Annotated in this window: 20 protein-coding genes; 12 read left to right on the top strand and 8 right to left on the bottom strand. The window is 69.8% G+C overall.

The genetic code is table 11. The annotated features are described in order from the left end of the window. Positions 1-16: 16 nt before the first annotated feature. From J2Y70_RS00315 to J2Y70_RS00355, 9 genes are all read left to right on the top strand, one after another. Entirely contained in the window at positions 17-2,170 is a 2,154-nt protein-coding gene (locus J2Y70_RS00315) for a S46 family peptidase (RefSeq protein ID WP_309912180.1), read from the top strand. Positions 2,171-2,348: 178 nt separating this feature from the next. After that, positions 2,349-2,993, top strand: a complete 645-nt coding sequence (locus J2Y70_RS00320) for a histidine phosphatase family protein (protein WP_309912182.1) — start codon at positions 2,349-2,351, stop codon at positions 2,991-2,993. Between the two features lie 376 nt (positions 2,994-3,369). Further along, complete coding sequence (gene folC, locus J2Y70_RS00325) at positions 3,370-4,632, top strand: bifunctional tetrahydrofolate synthase/dihydrofolate synthase (RefSeq protein ID WP_309912184.1); 1,263 nt, start codon at positions 3,370-3,372, stop codon at positions 4,630-4,632. A 69-nt stretch (positions 4,633-4,701) separates the two neighbouring features. Next, entirely contained in the window at positions 4,702-5,742 is a 1,041-nt protein-coding gene (locus J2Y70_RS00330; protein WP_263397445.1) for an SPOR domain-containing protein, read from the top strand. A gap of 97 nt (positions 5,743-5,839) precedes the next feature. After that, entirely contained in the window at positions 5,840-6,601 is a 762-nt protein-coding gene (locus J2Y70_RS00335; RefSeq protein WP_309912186.1) for a CvpA family protein, read from the top strand. 28 nt (positions 6,602-6,629) lie between these two features. Continuing rightward, the gene (gene purF, locus J2Y70_RS00340; RefSeq protein ID WP_263397447.1) at positions 6,630-8,096 is read left to right on the top strand and encodes an amidophosphoribosyltransferase; all 1,467 of its coding nucleotides are present in this window, start codon (positions 6,630-6,632) and stop codon (positions 8,094-8,096) included. Positions 8,097-8,118: 22 nt separating this feature from the next. Further along, positions 8,119-8,940, top strand: a complete 822-nt coding sequence (locus J2Y70_RS00345; protein ID WP_263397448.1) for a ferritin-like domain-containing protein — start codon at positions 8,119-8,121, stop codon at positions 8,938-8,940. Between the two features lie 325 nt (positions 8,941-9,265). Further along, the gene (locus J2Y70_RS00350; protein WP_309912191.1) at positions 9,266-10,510 is read left to right on the top strand and encodes a zinc-dependent metalloprotease; all 1,245 of its coding nucleotides are present in this window, start codon (positions 9,266-9,268) and stop codon (positions 10,508-10,510) included. Between the two features lie 178 nt (positions 10,511-10,688). Next, on the top strand, positions 10,689-11,204 hold the full coding sequence (locus tag J2Y70_RS00355) for a hypothetical protein (protein WP_309912193.1): 516 nt from the start codon (positions 10,689-10,691) through the stop codon (positions 11,202-11,204). A gap of 40 nt (positions 11,205-11,244) precedes the next feature. Here J2Y70_RS00355 and lpxH read toward each other — a convergent pair whose 3' ends face one another. From lpxH to J2Y70_RS00395, 8 genes are all read right to left on the bottom strand, one after another. Next, entirely contained in the window at positions 11,245-11,982 is a 738-nt protein-coding gene (gene lpxH / locus J2Y70_RS00360; protein WP_309912194.1) for a UDP-2,3-diacylglucosamine diphosphatase, read from the bottom strand. A 353-nt stretch (positions 11,983-12,335) separates the two neighbouring features. Then, positions 12,336-12,881, bottom strand: coding sequence for a phosphatase PAP2 family protein (locus J2Y70_RS00365; protein ID WP_263397452.1), 546 nt, complete (start codon positions 12,879-12,881; stop codon positions 12,336-12,338). Continuing rightward, a complete protein-coding gene (locus tag J2Y70_RS00370) occupies positions 12,865-13,995 on the bottom strand; it encodes a glycosyltransferase family 1 protein (protein ID WP_309912197.1) in 1,131 nt (376 codons plus the stop codon). The genes J2Y70_RS00365 and J2Y70_RS00370 overlap by 17 nt, the downstream gene beginning before the upstream one ends. Positions 13,996-14,147: 152 nt before the next feature. Beyond that, entirely contained in the window at positions 14,148-15,671 is a 1,524-nt protein-coding gene (gene ppx, locus J2Y70_RS00375; protein WP_263397454.1) for an exopolyphosphatase, read from the bottom strand. A gap of 59 nt (positions 15,672-15,730) precedes the next feature. After that, positions 15,731-17,827, bottom strand: coding sequence for a polyphosphate kinase 1 (gene ppk1 / locus J2Y70_RS00380; protein ID WP_309912199.1), 2,097 nt, complete (start codon positions 17,825-17,827; stop codon positions 15,731-15,733). Positions 17,828-17,838: 11 nt separating this feature from the next. Beyond that, entirely contained in the window at positions 17,839-19,164 is a 1,326-nt protein-coding gene (gene phoR, locus J2Y70_RS00385; protein ID WP_309912202.1) for a phosphate regulon sensor histidine kinase PhoR, read from the bottom strand. Positions 19,165-19,228: 64 nt separating this feature from the next. Beyond that, the gene (phoB, locus tag J2Y70_RS00390; protein WP_003468516.1) at positions 19,229-19,918 is read right to left on the bottom strand and encodes a phosphate regulon transcriptional regulator PhoB; all 690 of its coding nucleotides are present in this window, start codon (positions 19,916-19,918) and stop codon (positions 19,229-19,231) included. Positions 19,919-20,000: 82 nt separating this feature from the next. Further along, positions 20,001-21,644, bottom strand: a complete 1,644-nt coding sequence (locus J2Y70_RS00395; RefSeq protein WP_263397457.1) for a M48 family metalloprotease — start codon at positions 21,642-21,644, stop codon at positions 20,001-20,003. Between the two features lie 155 nt (positions 21,645-21,799). Here J2Y70_RS00395 and grxC point away from each other — a divergent pair, with 155 nt between their 5' ends. From grxC to J2Y70_RS00410, 3 genes are all read left to right on the top strand, one after another. Continuing rightward, positions 21,800-22,111: a glutaredoxin 3 gene (grxC, locus tag J2Y70_RS00400; protein ID WP_309912204.1), complete on the top strand. Its 312-nt coding sequence runs from the start codon at positions 21,800-21,802 to the stop codon at positions 22,109-22,111. Then, on the top strand, positions 22,108-22,521 hold the full coding sequence (locus J2Y70_RS00405) for a carboxymuconolactone decarboxylase family protein (RefSeq protein ID WP_309912206.1): 414 nt from the start codon (positions 22,108-22,110) through the stop codon (positions 22,519-22,521). The genes grxC and J2Y70_RS00405 overlap by 4 nt, the downstream gene beginning before the upstream one ends. Before the next feature lie 176 nt (positions 22,522-22,697). Continuing rightward, positions 22,698-23,705 carry an isocitrate dehydrogenase gene (locus J2Y70_RS00410; RefSeq protein WP_263397460.1) on the top strand — a complete coding sequence of 336 codons (1,008 nt, stop codon included), beginning with the start codon at positions 22,698-22,700 and terminating at the stop codon, positions 23,703-23,705. The last annotated feature ends 27 nt before the right edge of the window (positions 23,706-23,732 follow it).

Consider the following 23,732-nt stretch of genomic DNA (forward strand, 5'->3'; position numbering starts at 1 on the left):
CGAAGGAATCCATTCGATGCGCTCGAATCTGTTGGCTGTCGCCGTTGTCGCCACCCTGGCTTGTGCCCCGGCCGCCCATGCCGGCGAAGGCATGTGGGTCCCGCAGCAATTGCCGGATATCGCCGGCCCGCTGCAGCAGGCCGGACTGAAGCTGTCGCCGCAGCAACTGGCCGACCTGACCGGCGATCCGATGGGCGCGGTGGTGTCGCTGGGCGGCTGCACCGCCAGCTTCGTCTCCCCGCAGGGCCTGGTGGTGACCAATCACCATTGCGCCTACGGCGCGATCCAGCTCAATTCCACGCCGCAGAAGAACCTGATTCGCGACGGTTTCAGCGCGGCCAGCGCCGGCGCCGAACTCAGCGCCGGGCCGAACGCGCGCATCTACGTGCTCGACCGCATCAGCGACGTCACCGAGCAGGCCAAGGCAGCGATGGCGGTTGCCGGCGCCGACGCGCTCAAGCGCACCCAGGCGCTGGAGGCGTTCGACAAGGCCCAGGTCGCGGCCTGCGAAGCCGAGGCCGGCTACCGCTGCGAGCTGTACAGCTTCGCCGGCGGCAACACCTACCGGCTGTTCCGCACCCTGGAGATCCGCGACGTGCGCCTGGCGTACGCACCGCCGTCGGGGATCGGCAAGTTCGGCGGCGACGTCGACAACTGGATGTGGCCGCGCCACACCGGCGATTTCTCGTTCTACCGCGCCTATGTCGGCAAGGATGGCAAGCCGGCCGCCTACGCCAAGGACAACGTGCCGTACCAGCCCAAGCATTTCCTGAAGTTCGCCGACCAGCCGCTGGGCGCCGGCGATTTCGTGATGGTGGCCGGCTATCCGGGCCGCACCAACCGGTACGCGCTGGCCTCGGAATTCGATGCCACCGCCGGCTGGGCCTATCCGACCGCAGGGCGCCAGTACCGCGACCTGATCGCGCTGGTGGAGCAGGCCGGCAAGCAGGACCCGGACATCCAGGTGAAGTACGCGGCGACGATGGCCAGCTGGAACAACGTCGCCAAGAACTACGAAGGGCAGCTGGAGGGCTTCAAGCGCATCGACGCGGCCGCGCAGAAGCAGGCCGAGGAACGCGCGGTGCTGGCCTGGCTCAAGCGCCAGGGCCGCGACGGCAAAGCCGCGCTGCAGGCGCATGCGCAGTTGCTGGCGCTGGACGACCAGGCCAAGGCGACCCGTGACCGCGATCTGGTGCTGCGCCAGTTGCGCCGCACCGGCGTGCTCGGCAGTGCGGTGTCGCTGTACCGCTTGTCGATCGAACGGGCCAAGCCCGACGCCGAGCGCGAGCCCGGCTACCAGGAGCGCGACCTGCCGGAGATCGAGGGCGCGCAGAAGCAGATGGAGCGCCGCTACGTCGCCTCGATGGATGGACAGCTGCAGCGCTACTGGTTCGACCAGTACCTGAAGCTGCCCAAGGCGCAGCGGCTGCCGGCGCTGGACCAGTGGCTGTCCGGCGCCGATGCGCAGACCGCCGCCGCGCGCCTGGCCGGCACCAGGCTGGGCAGCACCGAGGAACGCCTGAAGTGGCTGCGCGCCGATCGTGCCGCGTTCGAAGCCAGCGACGACCCGGCGCTCCGCTACGCGGTCGCGCTGATGCCGGCGCTGCTGCAGATCGAGCGCGAGGAAAAGCGCCGCGAAGGCGAGGAGCTGCTGGCGCGTCCGCGTTACCTGCAGGCGCTGGCCGACTACAAGAAGAGCCAGGGCGAGTCGGTCTATCCGGACGCCAACTCCTCGCTGCGCATCACCTTCGGCAACGTCAAGGGCTATACGCCCAAGGACGGCGTGGCCTACACCCCGTTCACCACGCTGGAAGGCGTGCTGGCCAAGGACACCGGCGCCGATCCGTTCGATTCGCCGAAGGCCTTGCTCGACGCGGCCAAGGCCAAGCGCTACGGCGGGCTGGAGGACAAGCGGTTGGGTTCGGTGCCGGTCAATTTCCTGTCCGACCTGGACATCACCGGCGGCAACTCCGGCTCGCCGGTGCTGGATGCGCAAGGCAAGCTGGTCGGCCTGGCGTTCGACGGCAACTGGGAGTCGGTGAGCTCCAACTGGGTGTTCGACCCGGCCATGACCCGGATGATCGCGGTCGATGCGCGCTACCTGCACTGGATCATGCAGGAAGTGGCGCCGGCGCCGCGGCTGCTGAAAGAGCTGAACCTGAAGCAGTAACCGCGCGGCACGGCGGCGGCGCGCGGCCGCCGCCAGTGCCTGGCCTGCCCGCCGCTAAACGGTGGCGGTTGCGGCGGCGGAGCGGGATGCGGTTCGGGGGTTTCCGGCAACGGAGCAGGTATCATGCCGCTCCGTTTCGTTCGCGAGGCGGGACCTCTCCCAAACGGAATTCCGCAGCATGCGCATCCTGCTCGCTCGTCACGGCGAAACCCCGTGGAACGCCGAAGGCCGCTACCAGGGCCAGATCGACATCGCGTTGTCGCCGGTCGGCGAAACGCAGGCGCAGGCGCTCGGCGCCCGTTTGCGCGAGGTGCCGCTGACTCGCGCGGTGGCCTCGCCGCTGTCGCGCGCGCAGAGCACGGCCCGCTACGCGCTCGGCGCGGAGCGCGAGGCGATGCTGCTGACCGATCCGGACCTGCAGGAAATCGCTCACGGCGAATGGGAAGGCCTGCTGGCCAGCGAGATCAACGACAAGGATCCGGCGCGGCTGCGCGCCTGGCGCGAGGAGCCGGACACGGTGCTGATGCCGGGCGGCGAATCGCTGCGCCAGGTGCTGGACCGTTCCTGGCGCGGTCTGACCCGCGCCGCCGAGGGCCTGGGCGGGGACGAAACCTTATTGGTGGTGGCGCACGATGCGGTCAACCGGGTGATCCTGTGCCGGGTGCTGGGCCTGCCGATCGCCAAGCTGTGGAGCTTCCGCCAGGCGCCGACCACGCTGAACCTGCTCGAAGGCCCGGACGTGGAGCATCTGGAAGTGGTGCGCCTGAACGATTGCGCGCACCACACCCCGTTCTTCGGCGAGGCCAAGCACCGGGCGCTGTAGGCTCTGTTCCAAGTTTTCGCATCATGGTTCGCTAGCGCGACGCAAAGACATGAGCAAATGCTTTCGCGCTCGGCGCGAGTCACTTTTCTTTGCTTGTGCAAAGAAAAGTAACCAAAAGAAAGCACACCCGGGCGGCACACCCGGGCGGCACGCCCTCCGCGCTGCGCGCTCCGGGTGCGCAAGCCGACCGGACATTTTTCGGCGGCACATCCATGTGCCGTCGAAAAACGGCGCGCATCGTGCGCGCCGCCCCTGCGGGGTTTTCGTCCGATCGGCTTGCCGTGCCTCACGGGGCCCGGGAAAGCCAAAGCAAATGCAAAGCACAACCCCGGCGATTCAAGCGCTGTCGGCGCATCAGTCGAGTCCAGTCGAACGTATGAAAACCCTCCCCGAATGGCTCGCCTACATCGAGCAGCAACACCCACAGGACATCGCGATGGGCCTGGAGCGCGTGCGCGCGGTGGCCGGACGCATGCGCCTGACCCGGCCGGCGAAGAAGGTCATCACCGTCGGCGGTACCAACGGCAAGGGCTCGACCGTGGCCTTCGTCGAGGCGATCGCACGCGCCGGCGGCTGGGCGGTGGGCAGCTACACCTCGCCGCACCTGTTGCGCTACAACGAGCGCGTGCGCATCGGCGGCGAAGAGGCCGGCGACGCGCAACTGGTGGCCGGCTTCGATGCGGTGGAGGCCGCGCGCGGCGACACGCCGCTGACCTATTTCGAGTACGGCACGCTGGCCGCGCTGTGGCTGTTCGAGCAGGCCGACCTGGACCTGGCGGTGCTGGAAGTGGGCCTGGGCGGGCGCCTGGACGCAGTGAACCTGGTCGATGCCGACGTGGCGGTGATCACCACCGTCGACATCGACCACACCGACTGGCTGGGCGCGGACCGCGAGGCGATCGGTGCGGAGAAGGCCGGCATCGCGCGGCCGTGGAAGCCGCTGGTGCTGGGCGAGATCGATCCGCCGTCGAGCGTGCTGCGCCGCGCCTATGCGATCGGCGCCAACGCGATCCGCGCCGGCAGCGATTTCTTCCATGAGCCGATCGACGCCGAGCAATGGCGTTGGCGCGACGTCGGCACCACACTGGAACTGCCATCGCCGCAGCTGCGCGCGCCGGTGCAGCGCGCCAATGCCGCCACCGCCATCGCCGCGTTGCGCGCGCTGCGCAAAGCCTTGCCGCGCACCGCCTATGCCGAAGGCATCGCCGCGACGCAGCTGCGCGGACGCCTGCAGCCGTTCGTGCGCGATGACGTGGAGGTGCTGGTCGACGTCGGCCACAACCCGCAGGCCGCGCGCGAGCTGGCCGCGGCGCTGCAGGCGCAACCGCGCGCCGGCAGCACCCGCGCGGTGTTCGCCGCCCTGGCCGACAAGGACGCGGCCGGCGTGGTGCAGGCGCTGGCCGGGCAGGTCGCTGCCTGGTACCTGGCCGGGCTGCCGGGCGCGCGCGGCCAGAGCGGTGCGCAGTTGCAGGCGCGTCTGGCCGGTACCGACGCGGCGGCTGCGGCCACGGTCGCCGACAGCGTGGCGCAGGCGCTGCAGCAGGCCCTGGCGCAGGCGCAGCCGGGCGATCGGGTGTTGGTATTCGGCTCGTTCCGCACCGCCGCCGACGCCTTGCACTGGCTGCATTCAGCCGGCTGACCCCGCCGGCGGCCGGCCCGACCTTATAATCGCGGCGGCACTCCGCCATGCCGCCCCCTCAAGCTTTCCGTGGATACCGTCCTGAAACAGCGACTGATTGGCGCCCTCGTCCTGGTGGCGCTCGCCGTGATCTTCCTGCCGATGCTGGTCAAGGGCCCCGCGCCCGACAGCGGCGTCGCCAATGTCCCGCTGAACGCCCCGGACGCTCCGGCCGACGGCCAGTTCCAGACCCGCGAATTGCCGCTGGTGACGCCGGGCGACACGCCCAGCGGCGGCGCCGTGGGCATGGCCAGCGCGCCTGCCGCGCCGGCGCCGGTGCAGGACAACCCCGATGCCGCCGACCTAGCCACGCCAGCGCCGGCCGCCGCCGGCAGTGCCGCGCAGCCGCTGCCGCCGACCGTGGCGGCCGGCAACTACGCGGTCAATTTCGGCGCCTACTCCACGCCGGCCGACGCCGATGCGGTGATCGCGCGGCTCAAGCAGGCGCAGCTGCCGGGCTTCCGCGAGGCGGCCACGATCGGTGGGCGCCAGGCCTGGCGCGTGCGCATCGGCCCGTATGCCGACCGCGCCCAGGCCGAGTCGGTGCGGCTGCAGGCGGTCAAGGTGCGCAACGACGTCAACGCCCAGGTGGTGACCCTGGACGCGCCGAGCGCCACGTCGGTGGCTGCCGCGGCGCCAGCCGCCGCCGCGCCGGCCAAGACCGAAACCCTGCCGCCGGAGCCGGCCAAGCCGGTGGCCGCGGCCAAGCCGCCGGTCGCCGCGACGCCCAAGCCGGAACCGGCCAGGCCCGAACCGGCCAAGCCGGCGGCGACGCCGGCACCGGTCGCGGCGGCCAAGCCCGCCCCGAGCGTGCCGGCGGCCCCGGCCGCGTCCGGCACCGGCTTCGCCGTGCAGCTGGGCGCCTTCGGCAAGGCCGAGGATGCCAACGCCTTGCGCGACAAGGTTCGCGCTGCCGGCTTCAGCGCCTTCGTCGAACAGGTGCGCACCGACAAGGGCGCCTTGAACCGGGTGCGGGTCGGCCCGGTCGCCAATCGCGCCGATGCCGAGCAGCTGCGCGCGCAGGTCGCATCGAAGGTCGGCATCAGCGGTATGGTACGTCCACACCCTTGAACCGGGTTTCGGCCCGCGGAGTCGCAAGCATGTACCAGGGAAGGGAACCGCGACGCGTCGCCGTCGCCATGCTGCGGCACGGCCGCGGGAGGCGCGCATGATCGACATGGTGCTGCTGGCGGTGATCCTGGTCTCGGCGCTGCTGGGCGCCCTGCGCGGCTTCGTCGGCATCGTGGTCGGCACGCTGTCGTGGCTGCTGTCCGGCTGGGCCACCTTCCAGTTCGGCGGCGACGCCGGGCGCTGGCTGGCCGACGGCGCGCGCCCGAGCATGACCTACTACCTCGGCGGCTATGCGCTGACCTTCGTGGTGACGATGGCGGTGGTCGGCATCACCGGCATGGTGATCCGCAGCGCGGTGCGCGCCACTGCGCTGTCCGGCACCGACCGCGCGCTCGGCTTCGGCCTGGGCACGCTGCGCGGCGGGTTCTTCGCCGCGGTGCTGGTGCTGCTGATGAGCTTCACCCCGCTGACCCGCGAACCGGCCTGGCGCCAGTCGGTGGTGCTGCCGGTGCTCAGCCCCGGCGTGCACTGGATGCGCGCGCAGTTGCCGGACTGGCGCATGCCGCAGATGCCGCAGATGCCGCAACTGAACATGCAGCAGATGAACATGCAGCAGATGGATTTGGGCAAGTTGCCCGCGGCAGGCGATAATGCCGCCCTGGGCAATGCCCTGTCGGCCAGCGGCCTGCAGGACATCGTGTCCAAGGCCCTGGGGCGTCCGGGTGCCCAATCCGCGCAGCCCGGAGGCGATCCGACCCAGGTTCTGCCTGCGAACATCGATCCGGCGCAGGCGCGTCCGGCAGCAAACGACCCGGCACGGGTCGAATCCAACGGCCAGGCACGGCCACCTTCCCAATAGCGGCGCAGTCGCCGCGGAGAGCGCTCAAATGTGTGGCATCGTCGGAATCGTCGGCAATCAGAATGTCGCTGCGCAACTGTATGACGGCCTGGCCGTGCTGCAGCATCGCGGACAGGATGCCGCAGGCATCGCCACCGCCGATGGCACCCGCCTGCGCGTACAGAAAGCCAATGGCCTGGTCCGCGACGTCTTCGACGAGAAGCGCATGGCGGTGCTGGAAGGCCGGGTCGGCATCGCCCATTGCCGCTACCCCACCGCCGGCTCGGAAGGCATGGACGAGGCGCAGCCGTTCTACGTCAATTCGCCCTACGGCATCGCGCTGGCGCACAACGGCAACCTGATCAATACCGAGGCGCTGCGGCAGCAGGTGTTCGAGGCCGACCGGCGCAACATCAACACCGATTCGGACAGCGAAGTGCTGCTGAACGTGTTCGCCTACGAGCTGGACGCGCAGCGCATGCTGACCCCGGAAGCGGCGATCCGCGCGGTGGCCGGCGTGCACCGCCGCTGCAAGGGCGGCTACGCGGTGGTCAGCGTGGTGCTGGGCCTGGGCCTGGTGGCGTTCCGCGACCCGCACGGCATCCGTCCGCTGGTGCTGGGCAAGCGCGAGAGCGCCGAAGGCGACGAGTACATCGTCGCCTCCGAGTCCTCGGCGCTGGACATCCTCGGCTTCACCCGCCTGCGCGACGTGCGCCCGGGCGAGGCGCTGGTCATCACCGGCCGCGGCGAGCTGTTCTCCGAGGTCTGCGCCTCGCCGACCGACCATACCCCGTGCATCTTCGAGTACGTGTACTTCGCGCGCCCGGACTCGATGATCGACAACGTCTCGGTGCACAAGGCGCGCATGCGCATGGGCATGAAGCTGGGCGAGAAGATCCTGCGCCTGCGCCCGGACCACGACATCGACACCATCATCCCGATCCCGGACACCTCGCGCGACGCCGCGCTGGAGATGTCCAACGTGCTCGGGGTGAAGTACCGCGAGGGCTTCGTCAAGAACCGCTACGTCGGCCGCACCTTCATCATGCCGGGGCAGGTCGAGCGGGTGAAGTCGGTGCGCCGCAAGCTCAATCCGATCCACCTGGAGTTCCGCAACCGCGTGGTGCTGCTGGTCGACGATTCGATCGTGCGCGGCACCACCAGCCGGCAGATCGTGCAGATGGCGCGCGAGGCCGGCGCGCGCAAGGTCTACCTGGCCAGCGCCGCGCCGCCGGTGCGCTACCCGAACATCTACGGCATCGACATGCCGGCCGCCGACGAGCTGATCGCGCACGGCCGCAGCGAGCAGGAGATCCAGGAATTCCTCGGCTGCGACTGGCTGATCTACCAGGACCTGGAAGACCTGGAGACCGCGGTGCGCGAGGGCAACCCGGAACTGAAGACCTTCGATTCCTCGTGCTTCAACGGCGAATACACCACCGGCATCGAGCCCGGCTACTTCGAGCGCATCATGCAACTGCGTTCGGACGAAGCGAAGAAGAAGCGCCGCGCCTGACGCGGCGCTGCGGAGCGCACGGATGCAGGACGCGCACGCCGGCGGAGATCTGCTGCAAGCCGCGCGGCGGTGCCTGGCCGCCAGCGCGCCCGAGGACAAGGTCGCCCTGACCCAGCACTACGCCGCTGCGTTCGCCGCCGGCGAACTGCGCGTGCCGGCCGATGCCGGCGAACCGGAGCCGATCCGCATGCCGGGGCGTCCGCCGCGGCCAGTGCTGGTGCATCCGCGCGAGCTGCCGCGGCGCGGGCTCGGCAGCGCCGAAGGCCGCGCCGCCTTCGTCCATGCGATCGCGCACATCGAGCTCAACGCGATCGACCTGGCCTGGGATGCGGTGTACCGCTTCCGCGGATTGCCCGACGCGTTCTATGCCGACTGGGTGGCGGTGGCAGCCGACGAATCGCGCCACTTCGCGCTGCTGCGCGATCGGCTGCGCGCGCTGGGCCACGACTACGGCGATTTCGCCGCGCACAACGGGCTGTGGGAGATGTGCGAGAAGACCGCGCACGACGGCCTGGCGCGCATGGCGCTGGTGCCGCGCGTGCTGGAGGCGCGCGGGCTGGATGTGACCCCGGGCATGATCGTCAAGCTGCGCGCGCTCGGTGACGAGGCCACGGTCGAGATCCTGGAACTGATCCTGCGCGAGGAAGTGGCGCACGTCGCCGCCGGCTCGCGCTGGTACCGCTGGTATTGCGCGCGCGCCGGCATCGAGCCGCGCGCCCGTTTCGCCGAGCTGCTGCGCGAATACGCCGGCGGCTATCTGCACGGCCCGTTCAACCTGCCGGCACGCTTGCTGGCCGGCTTCGACGAGGACGAACTGCTGGCGCTGCAGCACCAGGCAGGTTGACGCGCGGCGGCGAAACTGCGCAGCGCGCGCTGCCGGGTGGGCCTTCCTGCACCGACCGCGCACGGCACCGACTGGCGCGGGCCGCTGACATGACGAAGATGAAATGGCGTGCAGGTGCAGTCGATGCGTGAACCACGACGTCGTCGGCGTTGATGGCGATCACGGCGCCTTCTGGAATGGCTATCTCTGAGTGGAAACGCCGCGCATTTGTCGCTTGCGCTGGCTGTCGGCCGGGCGGCTAATCGGAATCCTCCGCGCGCTGTGGACGCGCCTTCTGCGCGAGGGACGACGCTCCGTCTCTTCTCACCACCCCTGGGAGTACGACATGAAGTCGATCTGCTGCCTTACCGCGATGCTTGCCCTGTGTGTCGCCGGTTCCGCCTCCGCGGCCGGAAAACCCCTGTTCCAGAGCAGTCAGTACATTTCCAAGGCCATTCCTGGCGAGCCCGGATTGAGCCGCGTGCTGGCCAATCCCGCCACCGGCGCCGTGCAGAGCGTGCGCGTGGACGCCGCCGCGGTCGATGCCACGCAGGCGCAGCTGGAACTGGACCTGCTGGGCCAGCGCGTCACCGCCACGCAACTGAAGACCGAGCGGCTGGAAGGCGGCAACAGCATCTGGTACGGCAATCTCGGCAATGCCGCCGCGGCCAAGGCGCGCGCCCGCTCCGGCCTGGATCCGCTGAATTCGGCGATCCTGGTGCGCAGCGGCGACACCATCACCGGCAGCATCCGCAGCAACGGCACGCTGTTCCACCTGCGTCCGATTGCCGGCGGCGGCCACGTGCTGGTCGAGGTCGACGAAAGCCGCATGCCGGCCGAGCATCCGGGCGAATACGCGCTGCTGCCGACCATCCGCATGCCGCAGGCCGCGATCGACGACCGCGCGGTCATCGCGTCCCCGACCGCCGGCCCGACCGCGACGATCCGCGTGCTGGTGGTGGCCACCAACCAGGCGGTGAGCGGCTACGGCGGCAACATGCAGTCGCTGGTGCAGCTGGCGGTGGCCGAGTCCAACCAGGGCTATGTCAACAGCAACGTCGGCATCAACTTGGTCCTCGCCGGCTATCAGACCACCACCTATACCGAGTCGGGCAACTTCACCACCGACCTGACCCGCTTCCGCGGCACCAGCGACGGCTACATGGACAGCATCCACACCACGCGCAACAGCGTGGCCGCCGACGTCGGCGTGCTGATCATCGACAACGCCAGCTACTGCGGCCTGGCCTCGGGCATCGGCTCGACCGCGGCCACCGCGTTCGCCGCGGTGTACTGGGACTGCGCCACGGGCTATTACAGCTTCGCCCACGAGATCGGCCACCTGCAGAGCGCGCGCCACGACATCGCCACCGATCCCAGCACCTCGCCGTACGCCTATGGCCACGGCTACCGCTACGGCAACAACTGGCGCACGATCATGGCCTACAACTGCCCGGTCAACTGCCCGCGCCTGAACTACTGGTCCAACCCGAACATTACCTACGGCGGCGTGCCGATGGGCAATGCCACCAGCGCCGACAACCAGCGCGTGCTGGTCAACACCAAGGCGGCGGTCGCCGCGTTCCGCTGACCGAGGCAGTACGTTCCAGCGGCGTTCCGGTGCAAGCCGCGCCAGGCGCGTGCCGGAACGCCCCGCTTGCCGATCCTGCAGGCCGGGCGGACGCCGTGGCGTCCGGCTTCGGCTATGCTGCGCGACGACGTGTCCGGCATGGGCCGGCGCGCACCGCTCACTACGTGTGGATCCGGCGATGGTGTTGAAGAGCATAGGCGTGCCAGCCGCCTTGGCGCTGGCGATATTGAGCATGGGCTGCGGCCCGGCGGCCGATCCGCCGGCAGCGCCGCAGCAGGCGCCGGCCAGCGCTGCTGCACCGGCCGCCGCCCCTGTCGCGCGCGATGCGCCTGCGGCGGCCTTCGACGAAACCCGGGCGCTGGACATGCTGGAGACGCGGCTGGCGGCCGACCATGTCTATGCCGATGCGCAGTGCCTGCAGTACGACGCCGAGACCGACGCCGAACCGGTGGCCGATGACGCCGCTGCTCCGCCACCCGCGATCAGCGGAGCCGCCGCCGCCGCACCGGCTGCGATCGAGTTCGCGGTGCGCGAGAAGCACGGCGACGGCTGCCCGGGCGACCCGCAGACCGCGCCGGTGCGCGACCGCTACCGGGTCGAACGCTCCGGCGCGATCCTATGGTACGACGTGGCCGAGGGCGATTTCGTCGGCTATGCACAACGTGCGCAGGACCGCACCGGCGGCATGCTCTAGCCCGCGCCGCTCGTCTGTCGCGTTGTTTCGCGGCGGCGGACTACAGCTGCTGCAGCCGGCAATCCTGCGCGTCCACGCGCAGCACCGAGCCCTGTTCGTACCAGTCGCCGAGCACGATGCGGGTGCAACTGCGGCCGTTCGCCTCCAGCGTGTGCACCGCGGGGCGATGGGTATGACCATGGATCATCCGCGCCACGCCGTAGCGCGCGAACGTGGCCACGACCTCGTCCGGCGCCACGTCGGTGACGGTTTCGAACTGCGCCCGGTCGCCTTGCTTCATTTCCGCCTGTCGCGCCTGGCTGGCGGCGCGCGCCTGCTGCGCATAGGCGATGCGCGCGGCCAGCGGCTGCGCCAGGAACTGCTGCTGGAACGCCGGATCGCGGGTCTGTGCGCGGAACGCCTGGTAAGCGGTGTCGTCGGTGCACAGCAGGTCGCCGTGCAGCAGCAGCGTCGGTTCGCCGTACAGGTCGATCACGCACGGATCGGGCAGCAGGCGCATGCCGGCGCGGCGCGCGTAGTCGGCGCCGAGCAGGAAATCGCGGTTGCCATGCATGAAATACACCGGCACGCCGGCGTCGCTCACTGCGCGCAGTTCGAGCGCCACCGCATCGGCCGCCGCGGACGGCGTGTCGTCGCCGATCCACGCCTCGAACAGGTCGCCGAGGATGTACAGGGCGTCGGCAGAGCGCGCTTCGCCACGCAGGAACTCAAGGAACAACTCGGTGATCGCCGGCCGCGCCGGATCCAGATGCAGGTCTGAGATGAACAGGGTGGTCATTGGGGCATTGTACGGGGCGGGACTCGGGACTCGGGACTCGGGACTCGGGACTCGGGATTTTCCCATGTCTGCAGCGATGCGCGTTTTCTGTAGGAGGGGCTTCAGCCCCGACGCGTTACCGGTAAGGCGTCGGGGCTGAAGCCCCTCCTACAGAAAAGCGGTTAGCTATAACCAAAAAAAGCCGCTTTTTCTTTAAAAAAAGCGGCCCTTTTTGCATCAAATCGCTTGACAGCGATTTGCGCCGGGACATCATCCTGCAGTCCCGAGTCCCGAGTCCCGAGTCCCGAGTCCCGAGTCCCGAGTCCCGAGTCCCGAGTCCCGAGTCCCGAGTCCCGAGTCCCGAGTCCCGAGTCTCACCCAAGCAACGCCGGCATCGGCAGCAGCCACAGCGACATCCCGGCCAGCAGCGCGCCGATGCCGGTGGCGGCGAGCACGTCGCTGGGGTAGTGCAGGCCCAGCACCACCCGCGACAGCGCCACGCAGGCGATGAACGGGATCAGCAGCGGTGCCAGCCACGGGTAGTACGCCAGTGCCACGATGCCGAACGACACCGCATGCAAGGTGTGCCCGGACGGAAAGCTGAACTCGTCCAGCGGCGCCACCCAGGCGCGGATGCGCAGGTCGGCCGCGTACGGGCGCGGGCGCCGGGTCCAGCGCTTGAGGCCCTTGTACAGGCTCAGCGCGACCACCCCGGTGGCGGCCATGTGCGCGGACGCGAACACGCCGTCCATGCCGTCGCAGACCACCAGCAAGGCCATCAGCGCATACCAGAACACGCCGTCGCCGAGCCGGCTGATCATCGCGAAGAAGCGCCGCACGGAACGTTGCCGGCACCAGTGGTTGGCCTGACGGCACCAGCGGGCTTCGTGCCCGCGCAAGATCTCAAGCCGCGTCGACATGTGTCCTCCTGCTGGATGCCAGTTCGCCCAGTAGCGCTTCGAAATCGGCCACCACCCGTTCCGGGCGCAGCTGCTGCATCGCCGCGCAGGCGGCCTCGCCCAGGCGCCTGCGCAGCGCGTCGTCGCCGCCCAGGCGCAGCGCCGCGGCGACGAAGTCCGCGTCGTCGGCCACCGCCGCGCCGTTGACGCCGTCGCGCAGGTATTCGCGCGCGGCGCCGTAGTCGAAGGCGACGGTGGCCACGCCGCTGGCCATCGCTTCCAGGGTCACGTTGCCGAAGGTCTCGCTGCGGCTGGGGAACAGGAACAGGTCGCCGCTGGCGAAGTGGCGTGCCAGCGCGTCGCCGCGCTGCACGCCGCAGAAGATGAAGTCGGGATTCTCCTGCGCCAGGCGCTCGCGCATCGGGCCGTCGCCGACCCACACGAAGCGCGCGTCCGGCCGCCGCTGCTGCAGTTCGCGGAACGCGCGCACCGCCAGCGGCAGGTTCTTCTCCGAGGCGATGCGGCCGACGTACAGCGCCGCGCAGCCAGCGTCGTCCAGGCCCCATTCGCGGCGCAGCTGCGCATCGCGGCGCTGCGGTTCGAACTGGCGGTTGTCCACCGCGCGCGCCAGCAGGCGCACGCGCTGGAAGCCTTGCCCGGCGAGGAACCCGAGCAGTTCGCGGGTCGGCACCAGGGTCGCGTCGGCCTGGTTGTGGAAGCGCCGCATCCAGCGCAGCGCGGTCGACTGCAGCCAGGCGGCGCCGTACTGCGGCAGGTATTCGTCGAAGCGGGTGTGGAAGCCGGTGGCGATCGGGATGCCCAGGCGGCGCGCGGTGCGCAGCGCCGACCAGCCCAGCGGGCCTTCGGTGGCGATGTAGACCGCGTCCGGCGGCGTGGCCTGCCACAACCGGGCCAGGCGCCGCGGCGCGGGCAGACCGAACTTCAGGCCGGGGTAGCGCGGCAGCGCCGCACCGCGCACCAGGTGCGCATCGTCGTCGTGGTCGCCGACCTGACGCGGCCGCACCACGTCGACCTGATGGCCGAGCGCACGCAATCCCAGTTCCAGCCCCTGCACGGTCAGCGCGACGCCGTTGACCTCAGGGGGGTACGTCTCGGTGACGATCGCGTAGCGCATGTTGAGGCTCCGGTTTGCCAAAGCTTCGCGCGCAGCGGTGAAGCGAACATGTCCGCCGCATGTAGAAATGATGACGCCGGCCCAGGACGTTTAGCGGCGCGCCAGTTAGAGGGCGCTACGAATCCCCAATCCCGAATCCCCAATCCCGGCCTTCAAGCCACAAACGGCCGGAAATTGATCCCCAGCCCGGCCATGCCCTCGACCTCGCCGATCAGGTCGGCGCGCTGCAGCGGCCGCGCTTCGATCCACGGCTGCGACAGGATCAGGTGCAGGTTGTCGCCGTCGGCCTTCAGTTCCAGCGACGGGATCGGTTCGGATTCGTGCGCGCGATGCAGCAGCACCGCCAGCCGCAGCAGCGCGGCCTTGCGCTTGGCGCTGAGCAGCAGGCGGTCGGGCAGGGCATCGAACGCGGTCTTGGGCACGTTGCGGCGGTGGGTGCGCACCAGCGTCGCCAGCACCTGCTGCTCCTGCCGCGAGAAGCCGGCGATGTCGGAGTGCTCGAGCACGTAGGCGCCGTGCACGTGGTACTGGCTGTGCGCGATGACCTGGCCCAGCTCGTGCAGGCGCGCGGCCCAGCCGAGCATGCGCCCATCGTCGGCATCCAGCGCCCAGGCCGTGGCGACCTGTTCGAACAGCGCCATCGCGGTGCCTTCCACGCGCGCGGCCTGGGTCTCGTCGATGCCGTAGCGCTGGGTGAGCGCGGCGATCGCGGTTTCGCGCGGATCGTTCTCGCCGCCGCGGCCGAGCATGTCGTACAGGATGCCTTCGCGCATGGCCGCCTTGCTCACCATCAGGCGCTGCAGGCCCAGCGCCTGGAACGCGGCTTCCAGCACCAGCACGCCGCCGGCGATGATCGGCCGGCGGTCGGCGGACAGGCCGGGCAGGTCGATGTCCTCGATGCGCTTGGCCAGCAGCAGGCGCTCGCGCAGTTGCGGCAGCGCCTCGGCCGTGATCGCGCCCTTGGTCAGCTTCATCGCCGCGCAGATCTCGCCGATCGCCTTGTGCGTGCCCGACGACCCCAGCGCCTCGTGCCAGCCCAGCGCGCGGTACAGCCCGGCGAACTGCTGGAACTCGGCGCCGATCTCGGTCAGCGCGTCCTTCCATTTCTTCTTCGACAGCTTGCCGCCGGGGAAAAAGCGCCGCGTGCTGGCGATGCAGCCGGCCTGCAGGCTCTCGCGCTCCAGGGTCTGGAAGCCGCGGCCGATGATGAATTCGGTGGAGCCGCCGCCGATGTCGATCACCAGCCGGCGCTGGTCCGGCTTGGGCGGTTGCGCATGCGCCACGCCGAGGTAGATCAGGCGCGCTTCCTCGCGCCCGCTGACCACTTCGATCGGATGGCCGAGCGCGGTCTCGCCGGGGATCAGGAACGCCTGCGGCGAGCGCAGCTGGCGTACGGTGTTGGTGGCCAGCGCGCGCACCCGCAGCGACGGCACGTCGCGGATACGCTGGCCGAAGCGCGCCAGGCACTCCAGCGCGCGCTGCCGGGCTTCGGCCGACAGCCCGCCCTTGTTGTCCAGGCCGTCGGCCATGCGCACGGTCTCGCGCAGGCGGTCCACCACCCGCAACTGCCCGAGCTGATACCGCGCCACGACCATGTGGAAACTGTTGGAACCCAGGTCGACGGCGGCCAGCAGGTCGCCATCGCGCAACGGCGTGTACGGGGAGATGGGAGGCATGGGCGGAATGGTAGCCGATGCACGGCGGGTGCCGTCCATCGGCGCGCGCGTGGCGTGGTTCAGAGCCCGTCGAGCAGCGCCAGCTGCGCCGAATGCGGCGGCTGGTCCTGGCCCGGCGTCAGCTTGCGGTAGGTGCCGCTGGCGTCCAGTTCCCACGCGTTGAGGTTGTCGTCCATGTAGTTCTTCAGCACTTCGCGATGGATGCGCTGGATCAGCTTAGGATCCAGGATCGGGAAGCAGGTCTCGACCCGGCGCAGCAGGTTGCGCTCCAGCCAGTCGGCGCTGGCGCAGAACAGTTCCGGCGCGCCGTCGTTGCCGAACCAGTAGACGCGGCTGTGCTCGAGGAAGCGGCCGACGATCGAGCGCACCCGGATGTTGTCCGACACGCCCGGCACGCCGGGACGCAGCGTGCACGCGCCGCGCACGATCAGGTCGATCTTGACCCCGGCCTGCGAGGCCACGTACAGCGCGCGGATCACCTGCGGTTCGTTGAGCGCGTTCATCTTGGCGATGATGCGGCCCGAACGACCGGCCAGGGCCAGCTTGGTTTCGCGCTCGATCCGGTGCAGCACGCCCGGGTGCAGGGTGAACGGCGATTGCAGCAGGCGCTTGAGGCGGATCTTCGGCGCCAGCCCGGACAACTGCTGGAACAGCAGGTGCACGTCGTTGCAGATGTCCGCATCGGCGGTGATCAGGCTCAGGTCGGTGTAGGCGCGCGCGGTGCCGCTGTGGTAGTTGCCGGTGCCCAGGTGCACGTAGCGGCGCAGCTTGCGCCCTTCGCGGCGCACGATCAGCAGCATCTTGGCGTGGGTCTTGTAGCCGACCACGCCGTACACCACCTGCACGCCGGCTTCCTGCAGGCGATCGGCCAGGCCCAGGTTGGCTTCCTCGTCGAAGCGCGCGCGCAGTTCGACCACCACGGTCACGTCCTTGCCGTTGCGCGCGGCCAGCACCAGCGCATCGACGATGCCCGAGTCCTTGCCGGTGCGGTACAGGGTCTGCTTGATCGCCAGCACCTGCGGGTCCACCGCGGCCTGCTTGATCAGGTCCAGCACCGCGGTGAACGCGTCGAACGGATGGTGCAGCAGCACGTCGCCGGCGGCGGCGATCTCGAAGATGCCCTCGCTGTCGCGCAGCGTGCGCGGATTCATCGACGGGTACTTCAGGTCCGGGCGCTGCACCAGGTCGTAGACCTGGTTGACCCGGCTCAGGTTGACCGGGCCGTCGATGCGATAGACCGCGTTCTCCGGCAATTCGAAGTTCTGCAGCAGCGTGCGCATGATCGACTTCGGGCAGTCCTCGGCGATCTCCAGCCGCACCGCCGGCCGGTAGCCGCGGTTGACCAACTCGTCGCGCAACGCCAGCGCCAGGTTCTCCACTTCCTCCTCGTCCACCACCAGCTCGGAATTGCGGGTCACGCGGAACTGGTAGGAGCCCATCACCTCCATGCCCGGGAACAGTTCGTCGACGAAGGTGGACAGCACCGAGGACAGGAACACGAAGCTCTGCCCGCCTTCGGACAGGCTTTCCGGCAGCTGGATGATGCGCGGCAGCGAGCGCGGCGCGCGCACGATCGCCAGGTGGCCGATGCGGCCGAACGCATCGGTACCCTTCAGCACCACCACGATGTTCAGCGACTTGTTGAGGATCTTCGGGAACGGATGCGCCGGGTCCAGGCCCAGCGGCGACAGCACCGGCATGATCTCGTTGCGGAAGTAGGCGCGCAGCCAGCGCTTCTGCCGCGCGTTCCAGCTGTTGCGGCCGAGCACGCCGATGCCGGCTTCCTTCAGCGCCGGGCGCAGCACCTCGTTCCAGCAGCGGTACTGATGGTCGACCAGCTGCGCGGCGCGATCGTGGATGGTGTTGAGGATCGCGCTCGAGCTCAGCCCGTCCGGCGCCGGCGGCAGGCCGAATTCCAGCGCGTGGCGCACGGTGGCGGCGCGGATCTCGAAGAATTCGTCGAGGTTGGTGCAGGAGATGCACAGGAAGCGCAGTCGCTCCAGCAGCGGCACGCTCGGGTCCTGCGCCTGCGCCAGCACGCGGAAATTGAAGTCCAGCTGCGACAGTTCGCGGTTGAGGTACAGCGACGGGTCGCGCAGCGGGTCGCTGGGAACGTCCGGTGGCGGCGTGGGCGGCAGGGCGGCGGCGCGTGGCATGGCGGTACTCGTTAGGCGGAGGTCAGGGTGGCATGGTCGTGCCGCGGATGCACGCGTCCGGCGCCGAAGTGGCAGGAGAACGTGCTGCCCTTGCCGACTTCGCTTTCGATGTCCAGCCGCGCCTGGTGCAGGCCCAGCACGTGCTTGACGATCGACAGTCCCAGCCCGGTGCCGCCGCTTTCGCGCGAGCGGCTGCTGGAGACGCGGTAGAAGCGTTCGGTGATGCGCGGCAGATGGTGCGACGGGATGCCGTAGCCGCTGTCGCGCACCGACAGCACCGCGCCGTCGCCTTCGCGGGCGAAGGTGATGCTGACCGCGCCGCCGGCAGGGGTGTAGCGCACTGCATTGGTGACCAGGTTGGAGAACGCGCTGTGCAGTTCCTTGTTGGAGCCGACCAGGTCCAGATCGGCCTCGTCGTGCACCTCGATGCGGTGCCGGCCCTGGCTATGCGCCTCGGCCTCGCGGCGCAGCGTGGCCAGCATCGGCGCCATCGCGATGCTCTCCTCGTTGGCGTGCTCCTGCGATTCCAGCCGCGACAGGGTCAGCAGGTCTTCGACCAACTGGGTCATGCGCTGCGACTGCTTGCGCATCTCGGCGATCATCGGCCCGGAATCGGGGAAATCCTCCGGATCGAGCATGTCCAGGTAGCCGTGCACCACGGTCAGCGGCGTGCGCAGTTCGTGCGAGACGTTGGCGACGAAGTCGCGGCGCACCTGCTCCAGCTGCAGCAGCTTGCTGACGTCGCGCGCGACCAGCAGCCAGTAGTCGTCGGAGTAGGGGATCAGGCGCAGGTTCAGGCGCAGCCGGTCGTCGATCGGCGAGGGCGTATCCAGCATCGGCTCGGCGTTGCGGCCGCCGGCCAGCCAGTGCGCCAGCGGCATCGGCTGCAGCCGTTCGACCACCGGCACGTTGAGGTCGCCGGGATGGCGCAGGCCGAGCAGGGTGCCGGCGGCTTCGTTGAACCACTGGATGCGCTGGCTGTTGCGGTCCACCACCACCACCGCGTCGGGCAGCGCCGCGGCGGCGGCGCGGTAGGCGCGCAGCATGTCCAGCAGGCGCCGCTTGCGCGTGCGCATCTCCGCCTGGCTGCGGTACAGCAGCCGGTCCAGTTCGTTCCACACGCCGGTGCCGGCCGGCGGCTCCCAGCGCTGGCGCGCGGTCAGCCGGCGCAGCACGCGGCGCAGGCGCCAGTAGTGCCAGCCCATCACCGCCAGCGCCATCAGGGTCAGCGCCATCCACACGTGGCCGCCGAGCCAGCCGACCAGCACCGCCAGCAGCAGCAGCGCGGCCAGGGTGCCGAGGGTCTTGAACCAGGCGGAACGGATGTGGCGGGGCATCGGGAGCGCGCTCTGTCGCAATGGATCGTGTCCGTCCGCCGTTTATAGCAGGCGAAGGCTGCAGTCAGATGGAGGACGAGAAGCGATAGCCGGAGCCGCGCACCGTCTGCACCATGTTCTCCACCGCGAACGGCTCCAGGGTCTTGCGCAGCCGGCGGATGTGCACGTCGATGGTGCGCTCCTCGACGTAGACGCTGCCGCCCCACACGTGGTCGAGCAGCTGCGCGCGGCTGTAGACGCGCTCGGGATGGGTCATGAAGAAATGCAGCAGGCGGTATTCGGTGGGGCCGATCGGCACCGGCGCGTCGCCGGCGAACACGCGGTGCGCGGCGCCGTCGATGCGCAGGCTGCCGACCGAGACGCTGCCGTCCTCGTCGTCGTCGCGGGTGCGGCGCATCACCGCGCGGATCCGCGCCAGCAGCTCGCGCGCCGAGAACGGCTTGACCACGTAGTCGTCGACCCCGGCTTCCAGGCCGCCGACCCGGTCGTTTTCCTCGCCGCGCGCGGTGAGCATGATGATCGGCACCTCGCGGGTCATCGCGTCCTTGCGCCAGCGCCGGGCCAGTTCCAGGCCGCTGGTGCCGGGCAGCATCCAGTCCAGCAGGATCAGGTCGGGGACGCGGTCGGCGATGGAGGTCTGCGCTTCCCGCGCGTCGCCGGCGTGGACCGGTTCGAAGTCGCCCTTGCGCAGGGCGAACGCCACCATGTCGCGGATGGCGGGTTCGTCGTCGACGATCAGGATGCGTTTCTGCACGACGGCACCGTGGGACTGGGAGGAGAGGTCGCCAGTAGACTACGGTTTTATTACGATTCAGTGACGGCGCCTGTATGGCGTTTCAGCGTTGTTTCACATCCGGATCCTCCACGCCCTGGCGACGCAGCTCCAGCACCGTGGGCGTGATCGCGGCAATGCGCGCATCGATGCGGGCGCGCGCCACGTAATCCAGGTCCTCGCGCTTCTTCAGGTTGTTCAACTGGATCAGCGCCTGTTCGGGGCGTCCGTTCAGATACGCGGCTTCCGCATAGGCCTCGCCGGCGCGATTGCCGTCCCCGGCTAGCTCGCAGGCGCGGGCGAAGGTGCGCTGGAACACCGGATCGTCGGCCGCCGCGGCCAGCAATGGCCGCAGCACCGCCTGCGCGCGCTGGCCGGCGGCACGGCCGCCCTGCTCGTTCAGCGCGGCGGCATAGGTCAGTGCCACCGCGCGGTTGCTCGGCAGCCGCTTGAGCAGGCCGTCGAAGCGCTGGTTGGCTTGCGCGACGCGGCCATTGCGCGATTCGGCCTCGGCCACCGCCAGGCCCAACCACCAGCTGTCCGGGTGCGCCTGCAACAGCTCCTCCAGGGTCTTGGTCGCGTCCAGCGCGCTGCCGCCGCCGCGCAGCCGGGCCAGCGCCAAGCCGTAGCGCTGGGCATCGCTGAGGCCCTGCTTGCTGCCCTGGCGCAGGCCCTCGTACTCGCGCACCGCATCGGCCGGCGTATTGGCGCTGAGCACGCGCAGGCGCTCGCGGGCCCATTCGAACTGGCCGCTGGTGCCGCGCGCATAGGTGTCGAACGGCAGCTGCAGGCTCCCGGGCAGCAACGGGTTGCTGGGCGCGCCCAGCGGCTGGCTCAGCGACACGTCGTTGGGGTCGACCCGCTCCTGCAAGGTGCCGCCGGGCACGCGGGTGGTCAGGGTCACGGTGTTCTTCTTCATCTGCTCGGCGCGCTGCCGCGCCTCGCTGATGCGGGTGGTGGTGACCGGGTGGGTCATCAGGTAGTCGGGGGTGCTGTAGCCGCCCTGGTTGCCGCGCATCGCCAGCGACATGCGCTCGAAGAAGCCGGCCATCGCATCCACGTCGTAGCCGCTGCGCGCCAGGGTGCGGATGCCCAGGCGATCGGCCTCCGATTCGTTGGAGCGGGTGTAGTCGATCTGGCGTTGCTGCATCAGCCCCAGGCCGCTGGCGATCGCCGCCTGGGTGGCGTCGCCGCTGGAACGGCCGCCGGCCTGCTGCGCGGCGACCACCGCGGCGAGCATGCCGAGCAGGATCGGCACCTGGTCGCGCTGCGCCCGCTCCACCCCACGCAGCACGTGCTGCTGGGTGATGTGCGCGATCTCGTGCGACAGCACCGCGGCGACCTCGTCCTCGCGCTCGGCGGTCAGCACCAGCCCGGCGTTGACCGCGACGTAGCCGCCCAGCGTGGCGAAGGCGTTGATCTGGCGGTCGCGCAGCATGAAGAAGGTGTACTTCTGCTGCGGCTGGTCGCTGTTGGCGCCGAGCCGGGTGCCCATTGTCTGCAGCCAGTCGCCGATCAGCGGGTCCTCGAGCACGTAGTCGTAGTTGCGCAGCTCGGCCAGCATCATCTTGCCGTACTCGGCTTGGCGCGCCGGGGTCAGCAATTCCCCGGCCGAGGAGCCGATGTCCGGGAGCTTGTTCTCCTGCGCCGGCGCGACGGCGGCGGCAGTGGCCAGGGTAATTGCGAAGGCAAGCGGCAGCGGGCGCAAGGCAGGCTCCAGGAGAAAAGCAAGGGCGCCGCGGGCGGCGTTCCGGATACGATGGGTGAATCCACGGTAATCCGCAGTGTTGCGGCAGCGGACTCGAAAATCCACCCGCCCGCTACCATAGTGGCTTGGACCACTTACAGCGCCCGGAGTTTCCTATGGACACCCAGCATGCCGACGCCGGCCAGGCCGGCGGCCCGCCGATCACCCTGTACTCCACCGCGATCTGCCCGTACTGCGTGGCGGCCAAGAACTTCCTGAAGAGCAAGGGCCGCAGCTGGATCGAGGTGCGCATCGACCTGGACCCGGCCGAGCGCGAGAAGATGGTGGCCCTGGCGCGGCGCACCAGCGTGCCGCAGATCTTCGTCGGCGACACCCACGTCGGCGGCTACGACGACATGATGGCGCTGCACCGCGCCGGCAAGCTGCAGCCGCTGCTCGACGGCCAGGCGCCCGAGGCGCAGGCATGAGCGCTGCGCAGACCGGCGGCGAGGGTGGCGACGGCCAGGACCGGGTGCGCGAGTTCACCGAGTTCCGCCAGCGCATGAACCAGCGCATCCTGGCCGAGCCGAACCAGGTGGTGCGGCGCTTCTTCGCGCTGGACACCCAGACCTACCAGGCCGGCGCGCTGGATGTGAAGACCAAGGAACTGCTCGGCCTGGTCGCCTCGCTGGTGCTGCGCTGCGACGACTGCATCAGCTACCACGTGGCCCAGTGCAAGGAGGCCGGCGTGCAGCGCGACGAGTTCTTCGAGACCTTCTCGGTGGGCCTGGTGGTCGGCGGCTCGATCGTGATCCCGCACCTGCGCCGGGCGGTGGATTTCCTCGACAAGCTCGAGGACGGCGCGGCCGCCGCGCCGGCGGAGCACGCGCACGCCTGAGCGCCGCCCGGATCGGCCCGATGCGCGCCGCCCACGGGCGGCGCGCTGCGTTTCGGCGCCGCGGCGGTTTGGGAGCCTTCACCGGCTTCGGGCATAATTACCGGTGAAACCTCCTTGCGCCTGCAGCCCGGGCTTCCGGCCGGCGCGCTCCCCCTCTGTACGGAAACCGCAATCCTATGACGCAGACAATCACGGTCATCCGTGGCGATGGCATCGGCCCCGAGATCATGGACGCCACGCTGTTCGTGCTCGACGCGCTGAACGCCGGCCTCACCTACGAATACGCCGACGCCGGCCTGGTCGCCCTGGAGAAGCACGGCGATCTATTGCCGGCCGCCACCCTGGACTCGATCCGCAAGAACAGGATCGCGCTGAAGAGCCCGCTGACCACGCCGGTGGGCGAGGGCTTCAGCTCGATCAACGTGGCCATGCGCCGCCAGTTCGACCTGTACGCCAACGTGCGCCCGGCCAAGTCGTTCCCGAACACCAAGTCGCGCTTCGGCGCCGGCGTGGACCTGATCACCGTGCGCGAGAACACCGAAGGCGCCTACCTGAGCGAAGGCCAGGAAGTGTCGGCCGACGGCGAGACCGCGGTGTCGATGGCCAAGGTGACCCGCAAGGGCTCCGAGCGCATCGTCCGCTACGCCTTCGACCTGGCGCGGGCGACCGGCCGCAAGAAGGTCACTGCCGTGCACAAGGCCAACATCATCAAGTCGACCTCGGGCCTGTTCCTGAAGGTGGCGCGCGAAGTGGCGGCGAACTACCCGGAGATCGAATTCCAGGAAATGATCGTCGACAACGCCTGCATGCAGCTGGTGATGCGTCCGGAGCAGTTCGACGTCATCGTCACCACCAACCTGTTCGGCGACATCCTGTCGGACCTGTGCGCCGGCCTGGTCGGCGGCCTGGGCCTGGCCCCGGGCGCCAACATCGGCGTCGACGCGGCGATCTTCGAGGCCGTGCACGGCTCGGCCCCGGACATCGCCGGGCAGGGCAAGGCCAACCCGTGCGCGCTGCTGCTGGGCGCGGCGCAGCTGCTGGATCACGTCGGCCAGCCGCAGAACGCCGAGCGCCTGCGCAATGCCATCGTCGCCACGCTGGAAGCCAAGGACGGGCTGACCCCGGACCTGGGCGGCAGCGGCAACACCATGGGCTTCGCCAAGGCCATCGCCAGCCGCCTCTGAGCGCGCCGGAAGATCGCAAAAAATAAA

The organism is Xanthomonas sp. 1678 (assembly GCF_031455575.1).
Lineage (GTDB): Bacteria > Pseudomonadota > Gammaproteobacteria > Xanthomonadales > Xanthomonadaceae > Xanthomonas_A.